We start from the raw sequence: 12,667 nt of genomic DNA, 5'->3' as shown, positions 1-12,667 counted from the left end.
ACGACTGGGAGGAGTTATGGAGGAAGTAATTACAACGATATACATGGTTCGTCATGGAGAATCGCCTAAGACGGAAGGAACTGAAAGATCGCGTGGCTTGACAGAGAAAGGCAAGGAAGATGCTCGTATTGTCGCGGATATCCTACAAGAAGAGGGGATAGATACGTTCGTATCTAGTCCATATTCGAGAGCAGTCCTCACTTTGGAAGGTCTGGCGAAGTCCCAAGGGAAAGAGATTCACGTCTTTGAAGATTTGAGAGAAATGGTGTTTGTCCCTGGTGATCGCATTGTAGCGAACGATGAGCTGTATCCTGTGGTCAGAAGGATGTTTGCGGATGCCGCTTATTCGCTGCCTGGAGGAGAAACGATTGCGGTTTGTCAGGAGCGGGCTATGCGTGTATTACAACAAATCGTACATACCCATAGAGGCAAAAAGATTGCGATTGGCACGCATGGAGCTATCATGACATTGATGATGGGCGGCTTCGATAGTCGATATGATGTAGATTTTCTGTTCCAGACTTCTAAGCCCGACATTTACAGAATGGAATTGAATGAGAAAGATGAGTGTATAGGTGTTCAGAGAATGTGGAAGGTTGCTGCACGTTGAGCTATGAAGTAGAGCAGTATTAACAATCACTTAATCAAAACGAGTTCCTTGAACATGTTAAAATAATATGTTGACACGGATTATCTGGAGCGATAGAATCGATTTGAACATGTTAAACAATAGAGGGGAGGTGTTTATGATGGACAAAACAAAATCTGCAATACTTCATTCCGCGCTGACCCTCTTTCTTGAAAATGGATATAAAAAAACCACAATACGGGAAATTGTAAATCACTCAGGTGTATTGATTGGCAGCATCTACTATTACTTTAAAAACAAGGATGATATATTTCGCTCATTGATTGTGGATCTTTTTAGTTTAGTTGATGAATATACAAATATATATATATCGCCTATCAATAGCCCTGTATGCAAATATGCCGTTTCCTGCACTCTGGAGTTGTATATCGTTGATATGAACGAGCGCGCTGCAGAATTAATATTTGAAGGGTATAATTCTCCTAGCATATTAGATAGTTTGGTGAAGCACGCAGCAATGCGTTCGGAAAAGATATTTGAGGAATACAACCCTGCATTTAACTCTTCCGATTATCGCCGTCTGACATTGGCTATTAAAGGTGTAACCCGCAACTTTGTCGAAAATCGGTGGAGCAATGATTCATTTTCACTGGAATCCGTTATTGATACTTTGTTGGATATTAGCCTTCGTGCATATAACGTTCCGGCGGATGAAATAGTGCAGACCAAGCAATACATAAAAAACAATGAAGAACAAATTAGGAAGGCGGCAAATGCCTTGATCCACCAAGCCTTGCCGAGCAAATAATGAGGGTCTAACTGCACATCAGCGTTATACAACGCCTTGGGCAGTTTTTTTACCATAAAATTTGAACATGTTCAACGATCGTTATTCCGAAAGGATGGCGGCTGGTCTAATGACGAAATAAAACAGATGGGCGTACATGCCGTCACTCATGCCTGAAACGATGATAATAAGAAGGGAGCAGTTGATATGAAGCTAGTAACTTTTGTCCTTAAAAATGACCCTACACAAACAGAAATCGTTGGCGCTTTGACCCAAGACGAACAGCAAATTGTTGAATTGCAAAAGGCATGTAAGATTCATACGGGCAAGCTGAGCAAGTATTTTGATAATATGATTGAATTTCTGACCGGTGCTGAGGAAGCGCGCGCTTTGGCTGCTGAATTTTTGGAAGATGCTGGTGCTGACTACAAGGTGAGTATGGAGGATGTGCAGTTATTGGCTCCGGTTCCACGGCCTCGTGTAATGCGGGACTGTGCCTGTTTTGAGGAACATCTTATTGGGTGTAATCGCCGTGGACGCCTGATGCAGGGTGAGGATCCCGCAAGTATTGACCCTGAAAGCGTTAAGCCGGATGCCGGCTGGTATGCCGAACCTCGTTTTTACAAAGTGAATGTCAATTCCATTGTCGGCCCCGGTGTGGACATCGCTTTCCCGGGCGGAGAGATGTTTAAGGACTATGAACTGGAACTGGCCTTCTATATTTGTAAGGAGGGCAAAAATATCAGCCACCACAACGCCATGGATTATGTTGGCGGCTACACCATATTTAATGATTTTTCGGCAAGAATGATTCAAATGAACGAAATGGCTCCAAATAGTTTCAATGTTGGACCCGGCATCGGCAAGGATTTTGCTAATGCAATGGGGCCTTGTATGGTGACGCCAGATGCTTTTGACTATACCGATGCAAAGATGACTGTTCGAGTGAATGGTGAGGTGCGTGGTGGCGGAAACCATGGTGCAGCTTACCACAAAATCCCTGATGTCATTGAATACATCTCAAACGCGACAACCTTATATCCTGGCGATGTCATTGCGACAGGAACGGTGGGAACAGGGGCTGGCATTGAAACAGGTATTCCATTGAAAATTGATGATGTTGTTGAATTGGAGATTGAAGGGATTGGCAAGTTAGCGAACCGGATTATTATTCCAGAGGCCACCAAACAAAGGAATAAGGGCGAGGCGTTCAAACGCTTGGTGTGCGGGCCAGTTGATGGTAAGTCATCCTTTGTTATTGACGATTATCCCGACAAATGGAGAGGCGGCGCTTCTAAGAAGCCGACGGTTGATGTCTGGAGGATAAATGAAATGCCTGCGAAAGAATCGGCTACTGCCAATGTGGATATGGGGAACCTGCCTATTGAACATGAACCACAGGCCGGCAGGGGTCAATCCATTTTCCGACATGTTCCTCTTGATATTCCGCAAGGTCCTAGATTTGAGAATTTGCCACCTAATGTTCGGAATTTGCATAGAGGGATGTGGGTGGAGGCACACAAAACCATTGGCACTAAGTATATTCCCACCGAAGAAGATATGAAAAAACATGCGTCCATGCATTGGACTGAGACAATAAATATGTTCTTCTGTGCTGATGCAGAACTCGAATTGGTATCACTTAATGATTTGGATGATGCGCCCCTGAAAACGGGGGATGCACTTGTGCAGATGGCTTGTATGCATGGTTGGACAGGCACCGGGGTTATTGGTGGTATTCTGGCTTCTGCTGACATGAGCACCCACACACAACTGATTGACAAGCCCAAGCCAGCATTGGTATCCAAACTTAACCGCTTCAAGCGATATGTAGCTGCAAACATGAAGAGCAGTGAAAAAGAAATTGGGATGTCGGATGTTGTGATAGACGACTATTCTCCGAATGAGAGTGAGATTTTCGACAAGGAGGGAAAACAGATCGGCTATGCGGGTGACATTTGGCGCATGTTAGACCCCAATGCAGATGTATCGGCAAGTGCGGATACGATTGTTGGTCCTATGGAGCCAACACCCCCAAAAAACGGCATTACTTTCCGAATGGTGGATTTGTTGCCCGGTTGCACATTTGAAACTGACGCCAGTTTCATGAGTTACTACTCGGTCATCATCGGCCAGCTGGAGGCTGTTTGTGATGAAGGCTTCGCCACGGTGCCGACTACGGGTGATTTGGTGCAGTTGAAAAACGCAAGTCTGAAACTGGTAAACACGACCGATGAAATTGTGCGCTTTGCATACTACATGATCGATACCGAATAGCCGAAAGATGTAAAAATCGTTTTTGGTCTGTTTATTATCTCCCACCGGCTAGTAATGAGGGTTACAATCCATATGCGGATGCAATTTTCCAGCATTCCACTTAGAAAATAGAGCAGCATGTGTGAGGGATGACAAGGAGCATCGCAAGTATATAAAGGATTTGTAAAACATGATCAGAGTGAAAATATTCTTGCGTGTTCCATTGCAAATATCGAACATCATTCCGTGCTCCCGGCGGGCATTACGCTCAAAAGTTTGGATGCAGAAACAGACGTATATAAGCACAAGACCGTGCTGTGGAAAGGCTTCGATCACGATGGCCCAGTTCCCATAGATGATGTAACCATACAGAAGCAGAAAGCGATGCTGTCTGCAACTCATATGAACCCATCCTTGCATATTGTTGCCGTTAATGAGGACGGGGAATTTGTGGCTTATTGCGGATTATGGTATAGTCCCCAAACCGATTATGCGTATGTCGAACCAGTAGTCACTATTCCGAGTTATCGGGGGAAGGGGCTTGGTGCTGCGGTTGTAGTAGAAGCGCTAAAGCGCAGCAGTGTATTAGGAGCGAACAAAGCGTATGTCATTTCGGATCATCCCTTTTACAAGGCGATAGGATTTGTCCAGCATTCACGGTACTCCTTCTATTGGCACAAAGACTAACGGACAGCGATACGTAATCGTTTCATGCGGGTTTAGCAGTACAGATGAATGGGCTGGGCATATCATACATATTCATGACATGAAGGGAAGGGTTGCGGTTTCTAGGACGGAGAACAGATGCGGTGAGCAGTGATTATCATTGTGTGCTACAACGACAGTAAGGAGATCGCATTGAAAAAATATATGGGAATCGGTAGGAAAGAAGGATAACGATGATTACAATAAGGTCAATTACGGAAAATGATTTGCTGGCATTAAGCCGGCTCTATCAAGAGCTAATGGGGCAGCAGACGAACCAAGCGAAGCTGGAGCAGGTATACCGAACGATTCAGCATAATGAACAATACATCATTCTGGGAGCATTTGACGAGGAGCAGTTAGTAGGTTCCTTGATGGGCATTATTTGTCATGATCTTGTGGGAGATTGTAAGCCATTCATGGTAATTGAGAATGTGATTGTATCCCCATTGGTTCGCAGACAAGGTGTCGGTAAGAAGCTGATGCAGGAAATTGAAAATATGGCAAGACAGCGTGATTGTTACTACATCATCTTTGTATCTGGCGAGCAGCGCAAAGAGGCGCATCAATTCTATGAACGGCTCGGCTTCAAGGATGAGAAGGTAGAAGGGTATCGAAAGCATCTAACTTAGAGCGCTGATATCGTACATGAGAGAATGTTTTGGCAAATAAAGTGCGTTATTGTTACGATCTCACAAGGTAAGAGGAAGAAGCGACTCATGGTTGACTATCTGAAGATTGATATTCACGTATTAATCATGAAACAGGAGTGATCTGGTATGGGTATAGCTATGTTTTTTTTCTTTTTTATCTTTTGTCTTCTACATAGGAGCATTTGTCATCTCAATCTATTGTCTTGTTCTCTTTATTAAGCTAGCACGGCGGGGAATCAGAGCATTGGATCTGTACATTCAGGAAAAGGAAAACGGGATCGAATGAAAGGACAAATGAGTCCGCGAAGAGAATGGTGATGGGATTGCAAAACACAGCAGCTCTATATGGTGGAACAGAGCGGAAAGGAGCGATTCACAGATGAATGCATCACCTAGGCATACACTTGTTGCAGCCGTGATTGTAAGGAACAGCAATCATGACATTTTGCTCATTCGTGGTGCGAAGCGGGGATGGGAGATTCCAGCTGGACGGGTGGAAGAAGGGGAATCTATTACAGCTGCAGCCGTTCGCGAAGCTAGGGAAGAAACAGGCATCGACATTGAGATCATCAAGTACTGTGGACTATTTCAACATGTAAGGGATTCCGTGTGCACAGCGCTGTTTATCGCGAAGCCTATTGGAGGAATGCCCCAAATGTCCGAGGAAAGTGACGAGGTCGGTTACTATTCTGTAGAGGAAGCGCGAAGCAAGATCACTTGGCCAGGGTTTCGAGAACAGATTGATCTCTGCTTGAATCAAGAGGAGCCATTCATGATATAGTTTCATCGTTGATATTGAATTGATATGCATACCGATTCCTACGCACCATTTTACATCACGAAATGAGCAGGCGTATGAATGGAAAAATAAATTGGCTAAGAGAGAGGATTGATTCAACATGACAACTTATCATTTCCACCCAATGACGAAGGAGCAGGCATCTATCATTTGTACATGGAAATATGAGGGTATCTATTCCTTGTACAGTATGGATGGGGATGACGAGTCCATCAATGAGATGCTAGAAGAAGAATTCTATTATACCGTCGATGACGAGAATGAACTAATCGGCTACATCTGTATTGGCAACTCTGCCCGTGTTCCGGGAGGCTATGCGGCTGGTATCTATGAAGATGAGCAAGCAATTGATATCGGACTCGGACTTCGACCCGACTATACAGGGCGGGGAAAAGGGGGGGAGTTCCTAGCTCAGGTTATGGACTACATTCGGAAGCTGAATCGAGGAGAGAAGATTCAATTGGTTGTCGCTGCCTTCAACGAAAGAGCGATTAAAGTGTATGAGCGTACTGGGTTTGTTAGGGGAATCTCGTTCACAAGTAAAATAGGGGAGCAGGACACTGAATTTGTAGTGATGAGATATTCTCTTGCATAGTAAAGCCAAATAGAGCGAGTGAAGGAATGATACAGCTTTTATGATTGAAGATTCGCTGCATGTCAACTGGCAATAGAATCGCAACTGGAGGGGATGCAATGCAAGCTACAGTGGTTACACTACAGGCCATGCAACTTATAGGATATCAGATTGAGGCCACGATAGAGGAGTTCGAATCGGGTCTTGGCAGGCGTACCTCTCAAAAGCTAGTGACACAAAAAGATGAAATTCAATATCGCAACAATGATGATGTGCTTATGGTGCAGATCTATCCTGAGAAATCCGACTTTGATCCACTCAAGGATCGGTTTATTCAAATTTTTGGATATGAAGTGGCGAGTCTGGGAACGATTCCTCCGCAAATGATAAGCCATAACATCCCTGAGAGTAAGTATGTGACTTGCACACACTATGGTCTCGAATCCGAATTAAGTCGGACGTATGAGTTCTTATATGGCGAATGGATGCGTGAGACAGGCAATGCAGCGCGCTTCTATGATTTTGAGAAATGGGATGAACGTTACAAGCCTAACAGTCAGGACAATGAAATTGATATCTTTATCGCATTGGTATGATCTGTTCCTTCGCAGATTCGCCATCTGCTTCGTGAAAATGGTATAGTAGAGATACTAATCTATTCGACGAAAAGGAATGCTGACAGATGAACTATAAAATGATCGTACTTGATTTGGATGATACATTGCTGCGTGATGATCGGACGATATCCCCGCGCACGAAGCAAGCGCTTCTTGATGCGCAAGCCGCCGGGGTGAAGGTAGTGCTGGCCTCAGGGCGACCAACCTATGCCATGATCGCCATTGCAGAGGAATTGGAGCTGGATCGATTCGGCAGCTTTATTTTATCGTTTAACGGTGCCAAGATTACGAATTTCTCGACGAAAGAAGAACTGTTCAGCAGTACACTGCCAGTAGAAACGGTTCGTGATATATACGCGCTTAGCCAGCAAGAGGAAATGTCTGTCTTGACCTATGTGGGCGATGATATTGTAACGGAAGCTTGCAATGAATTCGTAGAGAAGGAATCCGAAATTACTGGCATGCCGATCTTGGAAGTGGATAGCTTCGTAGATGCAGTCCAACAGCCTGTTGTAAAGGTGTTGATGGTCGGGAATGCGGACAAGCTTGCCATTATCGAGAAGAAACTGCAGAAGCAGCTGGAGGGGCAATTAAGTGTCATGCGCTCTAAACCGTTCTTCTTGGAATTCACCGAGCATGGTGTGGACAAGGGCACGAGCCTTCATGAGCTGATTCACAAATTAGGAATTCGGCAGGAGGAAGTCATTGCAATGGGTGACAGTTATAACGATGTTGCCATGATTAAGTTTGCTGGTCTCGGTGTAGCCATGGGAAATGCTCCGGCAGATATTCAAGCGTTAGCGGATTATGTAACGGATACGAATATGAACGATGGCGTCGCCAAGGTTGTTGAGAAGTATGTGCTTGGCGAGCTTGTTGCGAAGTAAGGGTCAGCGTATCGGAGGAGAACCGTGTGGGGTTCTCCTTTTTTTATCGTGGTTAAACTAAAAACTGTGATTTTGGTTCTGGTGGTAATTATGGTACCATTCATAAGATAGATTCGGTTACGATTGCCGTGCCAACAAGGAGTAAGTTATAGATGATGGGCACGGTCACTATGACATATAGAGAGCAGGGTTGCAAGGAATGGAAGATAGACAACAACGATACCGCTTTAGCGAAGCACCAATATGGGATTTGCAGCGTGCATACTATGAACGCAAAGGGCTCAAGGCATGGAATAATGATCAAGTCCCCCAATACATCACAAGCAATCCGATGATTGCTACTGGATATGCGGACATTATATTCGGTTTTCTTCGGGATCGGGCTGAACGAGGAGAGCGCTCGGAACCCGTTTTCATTATGGAACTGGGAGCGGGAGCAGGAAGGCTTGCCTTTCATATTCTTCACAAGCTGTGTGAACTTCGTGATGATGCAGGAATCTCGCTGCCCCCATTCCGGTATGTAATGACGGATTTGGCTGCCAAGAATGTGGAAGGATGGCGGGAGCATCCTCAATTGAAGCGCTTCGTGGAACAGGGGATACTCGACTTTGCCGCATTCGACGCAGTTCATGATAAGGAACTGAATCTCACTATTGCTCAAGAAACGATTCGTCCAGGCGATTTGACACAGCCGCTGCTTATTTTGGCGAACTATTTCTTTGACAGTATCCCGCAAGAGCTGATTTATGTAGGAAATGGCGAGATCTATGAATGTGATGTTCTTGTTGAGTTCAAGGAAGAGGACGATGCTGCTCAAGTAGATCCGCTTAGAAATATGACGCTGACCTATGAGCATCGTCGTGCTCCGGCATATGAAGATGACGCCTATCCCTATCGAGAAGTAATCGCGCTGTACCAGCAGGAGCTTGAGGATTCTCATGTCTTGTTCCCAGAGGTAGGATTGAGATGCTTGGATAGACTAAATAAGTTGTCCCAGCAGGGATTTGTATTGCTTACTGCGGATAAAGGCGATCATAGACTGGATAACTGGAAGTTTAATGATCCGCCTGAAATTGTTCACCACGGGGGCAGCTTCTCACTGACAGCGAACTATCATGCGTTCCAGTATGCATTTGAGCAGAGAGGCGGTCTGGCACTGTTCCCTCCGAACCATTATAAGGATATTAATGTCGGTTGTATCTTTATGCTGGAGGATCCCCACAATTATGTGAATACCCGATTAGCGTATCGCCAAGGAATTGAACGATTTGGGCCGGATGATTTCTTCAGTCTGAAGGTGTGGGTGGATCGGCATCTGGATACGATGGACTTGCAGCATATTTTAGCCTTCTGGAGACTAGGCGGCTATGACGCAGAATTCTTCATACAGAGCGCGAAGCAAATTTCAAGCTTGCTCCCTGATGCAAATGATGAGGAGATGCTCGATATTCAGCAGGGTATTCACATCATGTGGTCCGCTTTTTATTTCATGGAACAGAAGTATGACGTGGCTCTGGATTCAGGACTGATCCTCTTTGAAATGGGGATGTATGAGGATGCGAAGCAGTTCTTGGAGACGTCTGTAGCAAGTGATGATGATCCTGTTGCGACTGTAATATTCTGCTTGGCGATTTGCTGCTATGAGCTCGGTCAGGAGGACACAGCGCTGAAGTACACTCGCGAAGCACTGGTACTGGAGCCAGATCATGAAGAAGCTCTGGAACTGCTGAGATGCTTCGAGTAAGGAAAGCTTGCTTCATGAATAGAGTATACGTAAGGTGAAGTAGCAGTGCATGATAGTAAGATGGGAAGAATTCCATGTACCATTTGAGGATAAAGGGAAAACGTTTATGATGAGCCGGATCAGTCGCTCCGTTGGAGGAGTGGACTGATCCGGTTATTTGGTTAGGACTTCTAGTAAGCGATTGCATATCGAGTGTATAATATTGTTAATTCGATAGAGAGGCAAGGGTGGTCACCGATGAACATATCTAACATTTCCAATGAAGAATATGAGTTAAGTGGATTAACGTTTAAGGGTCTTATGAATCAGCAGTATTGTGTGTTTGATTTTGAAGGAACCGGCATCGACCATCATCTCGACCATATTACTCAAATAGGTGCATTGAAGATGGATGCAAGGGGGATTCAGGAGGAGGAACCCTTTGTAACACTTGTGCGTTCGCCGAAGCCAATCCCTGAGCATATTGCAGAACTTACGGGAATCACGAATGAGGCGATTCATGAAGCGCCAGATTTTGCTCAGGTCTATGAGGCATTTACGCAGTTCATTGGCGAACGAATTCTCGTGACGCAGGCGGGTTATGAATACGATATTCCTCTGTTGCGCAAGGAATGTGAACTAGCCGGATTACCGATGATTAACAATGTCGTATTGGATACGAAGGCCATGTTCACGAACATTCATGCAGAGCTTGCCGATATCCCCTCAACTGATTTCCTCATCCAGTACTATCAGATTGACGATACGGACATAGCCAGACATGATGCAGTGGGAGACAGCGTTCTAATCAGTCGACTCTTCGTAAAGATTCTTGAAGAGTATAAGGAACGAGGACTGGATGATTTGATTATAGAAGATGCTCTGCGAGTGAAGAGGTTTAGGAGACCGTATTAAGGTCACTAGGGTTATATACATATCTATCATTGAGTAGTAAATTGCTGCATACGAGAAAGAGGAGATTGTAAGTATGTCCAAGGTTAAGTTGACGAATATGTGCATGATCTATAATCCTGACACAAATCAGGTGTTGGTGCAGGAACGTGTGAAATCGTGGAAAGGCCTTTCGTTTCCAGGAGGACATGTGGAAGAAGGCGAGAGTCTGGTAGATTCCACGATTCGAGAAGTGAGAGAAGAGACAGGACTTACGGTATCCGACTTGAAACTATGTGGAATCGTCTATTGGTACAACAATGAAACAGGCGATAAATACTTCGTCTTCAGCTATCGGACGAGTGTGTATGAAGGACAACTGATAGAGCGGACGGAGGAAGGCCCTATATATTGGGTGGACAAGGATGAACTGCCGAATTTGCCGCTGTCAGAAGGGTTGAAGGAGAGGCTCCCGATGTTTTGGGATGATAACCTCTCTGAGGCATTCGGGGTGTGGAATGAGCAGGATGCAGGAGTATTGAAGCTGCGATAAGAAGCTGCGATAAAGCAGATTCGAGCGAATCGTTGATAGCAGGTGCAGCCCGGTTAGATATTGCAGAACTTGTCAATGAATAGGATTGAACCTGATAAGAGTTAACAGGGTAGTCAGTCTCTGCAGAAATGATTTATTTATTGGTGTGCGGGTGTGTTATGACGAATCTGTGGGATGGGTATGCATAAAGGAGGCGGTAGAATGATTTACGTAGTTCGGCATGGTCAAACGGATGCTAATAAACATGGAAGAATTCAGGGGAGAATGGGACTCCCGTTAAATGAAATTGGGGTGAGACAAGCGGAAGAGCTGCGAGACATTCTTCAACCGATTACATTTGATTACGTATTCTCCTCGCCGCAAGAGAGAGCTGTGCAGACCGCAGAGATTGCGACAGGGATAAATCCCACAATTGATTCAAGACTGGATGTGTATGATTTAGGGGAAGCCGATGGTCTGCTAAAGAATGAGGTAAAGCTGCTAGGGGGGATTCCTGATCCCAATGTATATGGAGGAGTCGAAGAACCACGCAGTTATGCGAAGAGGGTATTTGCATTCATGAATGAGCTGATGGAGGACGAAAGTCTCCAAGAAGTGAATATTCTAATTGCTGGTCATCGCTGTACGACTGGATGCATTGGCGCGTATTACAATGGGGTGCCTGATGATTGGAACATCTTGAAATATTCATCTGGTAATGGAGAGTACAAGATATATCCGTTTCAGGCTAAGCGGAAGGTGCAGATATAAATGAACGCGCAGCCCATACTTGTTAAGGGCTGCCGTCACTTGAAGCAAGCGATGTTGAGAACAAACCATTTATGTCGATTGGAACGGACATCATATGAAGCTGACGTGGATTCCTTATGAAGAAGCACCGGATATTACGAAGTTCATCCGTTCTCTAGAGAGAATGAAACGACAACACGAATCTGGGTGAGCCGACCGAAGTTCCCTTCGCCATTCAGGAGTATGAATGAGCCTTGCTCGTGCTTCAAGAGGCTCTAGCAATTGATGCGTCTGTAAACTGAATAATAAGCATCAAAACGTGATCAAGAACATAATCAAGGACGTAATCTAGAACGTGATCAAGAACTTTATTAAGCATGTAATCGAACCCAAGCGTTGCGCAGTCTGCAAGATTGCAAATGCTTGGGTTTAATCATGTAAGCAGCTCCCAATCGCTTATTGCGGGACTGATTAGTATTTCATTCATTGGATTAGCGATGTACACCATGACCTCAACGATCCAGCTGTACTTTATTGATCTGGCTAATCAACAATTTCCGTCTGCTAAAGATTTCGCATCATCGTTAGCTCCCGTATCTGTGAATGTCGGGATCGCAATCGGATCGGCATTGGGTGGCTTCGTTTCGACGAACATGAAGCTTATCGATGTCTCATGGGTTGGCGGAATTGTTGCAATCGCTGCCTCACTTCTCGCCTTTATTAGCTACTCGCTTGATCATAAAGCGTTATCGATGCGTGCGAAAAGCCTTCCTGTGCAGGGCCATTGTGATTCAAAATGTTAATGAAATGAATCGGCTGAAGGTTATTTTCATAACTAGTCAATAAAATAAGGACTATCCACAGAAGCGGGATTTGTAATCCTAACGCTTGAGGGGTAGTCCCT

The 12,667-nt window shown here is 44.9% G+C and carries 14 protein-coding genes; all 14 read left to right on the top strand.

The features are described 5' to 3' along the window. Nucleotides 1-16: 16 nt before the first annotated feature. The 14 genes from RQP50_RS09925 to RQP50_RS09860 all read left to right on the top strand — a co-directional run bounded on the left by RQP50_RS09925 (nt 17) and on the right by RQP50_RS09860 (nt 12,566). Nucleotides 17-610 carry a histidine phosphatase family protein gene (locus RQP50_RS09925; RefSeq protein WP_315745197.1) on the top strand — a complete coding sequence of 198 codons (594 nt, stop codon included), beginning with the start codon at nt 17-19 and terminating at the stop codon, nt 608-610. A 136-nt stretch (nt 611-746) separates the two neighbouring features. Continuing rightward, nucleotides 747-1,397 (top strand): TetR/AcrR family transcriptional regulator, encoded by a 651-nt coding sequence (locus RQP50_RS09920; RefSeq protein WP_175560666.1) that lies wholly within the window; start codon nt 747-749, stop codon nt 1,395-1,397. Between the two features lie 186 nt (nt 1,398-1,583). After that, nucleotides 1,584-3,653 (top strand): fumarylacetoacetate hydrolase family protein, encoded by a 2,070-nt coding sequence (locus RQP50_RS09915; RefSeq protein ID WP_315745194.1) that lies wholly within the window; start codon nt 1,584-1,586, stop codon nt 3,651-3,653. A 255-nt stretch (nt 3,654-3,908) separates the two neighbouring features. Beyond that, complete coding sequence (locus RQP50_RS09910) at nt 3,909-4,319, top strand: GNAT family N-acetyltransferase (protein ID WP_315745192.1); 411 nt, start codon at nt 3,909-3,911, stop codon at nt 4,317-4,319. Between the two features lie 212 nt (nt 4,320-4,531). Beyond that, nucleotides 4,532-4,969 (top strand): GNAT family N-acetyltransferase, encoded by a 438-nt coding sequence (locus RQP50_RS09905; RefSeq protein WP_315745190.1) that lies wholly within the window; start codon nt 4,532-4,534, stop codon nt 4,967-4,969. A 400-nt stretch (nt 4,970-5,369) separates the two neighbouring features. Next, entirely contained in the window at nt 5,370-5,771 is a 402-nt protein-coding gene (locus RQP50_RS09900) for an NUDIX hydrolase (protein WP_315745188.1), read from the top strand. Nucleotides 5,772-5,889: 118 nt separating this feature from the next. Then, nucleotides 5,890-6,384 carry a GNAT family N-acetyltransferase gene (locus RQP50_RS09895; protein WP_315745186.1) on the top strand — a complete coding sequence of 165 codons (495 nt, stop codon included), beginning with the start codon at nt 5,890-5,892 and terminating at the stop codon, nt 6,382-6,384. 98 nt (nt 6,385-6,482) lie between these two features. Continuing rightward, nucleotides 6,483-6,959, top strand: a complete 477-nt coding sequence (locus tag RQP50_RS09890) for a GyrI-like domain-containing protein (protein WP_315745184.1) — start codon at nt 6,483-6,485, stop codon at nt 6,957-6,959. Between the two features lie 86 nt (nt 6,960-7,045). Beyond that, nucleotides 7,046-7,867 carry a Cof-type HAD-IIB family hydrolase gene (locus tag RQP50_RS09885; protein WP_315745182.1) on the top strand — a complete coding sequence of 274 codons (822 nt, stop codon included), beginning with the start codon at nt 7,046-7,048 and terminating at the stop codon, nt 7,865-7,867. A gap of 199 nt (nt 7,868-8,066) precedes the next feature. Then, entirely contained in the window at nt 8,067-9,611 is a 1,545-nt protein-coding gene (locus RQP50_RS09880; RefSeq protein WP_315745180.1) for a tetratricopeptide repeat protein, read from the top strand. Nucleotides 9,612-9,848: 237 nt separating this feature from the next. Then, the gene (locus RQP50_RS09875) at nt 9,849-10,505 is read left to right on the top strand and encodes a 3'-5' exonuclease (RefSeq protein WP_072728645.1); all 657 of its coding nucleotides are present in this window, start codon (nt 9,849-9,851) and stop codon (nt 10,503-10,505) included. Between the two features lie 73 nt (nt 10,506-10,578). Continuing rightward, nucleotides 10,579-11,034: an 8-oxo-dGTP diphosphatase gene (locus RQP50_RS09870; RefSeq protein WP_021256409.1), complete on the top strand. Its 456-nt coding sequence runs from the start codon at nt 10,579-10,581 to the stop codon at nt 11,032-11,034. Between the two features lie 201 nt (nt 11,035-11,235). After that, nucleotides 11,236-11,784 (top strand): histidine phosphatase family protein, encoded by a 549-nt coding sequence (locus tag RQP50_RS09865; protein ID WP_315745177.1) that lies wholly within the window; start codon nt 11,236-11,238, stop codon nt 11,782-11,784. Between the two features lie 398 nt (nt 11,785-12,182). Further along, complete coding sequence (locus RQP50_RS09860; RefSeq protein WP_072728643.1) at nt 12,183-12,566, top strand: MFS transporter; 384 nt, start codon at nt 12,183-12,185, stop codon at nt 12,564-12,566. Nucleotides 12,567-12,667 lie beyond the last annotated feature (101 nt).

Origin of the sequence: Paenibacillus suaedae, assembly GCF_032337355.1 — a bacterium.
GTDB classification, from domain to species: Bacteria; Bacillota; Bacilli; order Paenibacillales; family Paenibacillaceae; genus Paenibacillus_B; species Paenibacillus_B suaedae.
The sequence above is the reverse complement of the archived record's forward strand: the minus strand, read 5'-3'. Positions and strand labels throughout refer to the sequence as shown.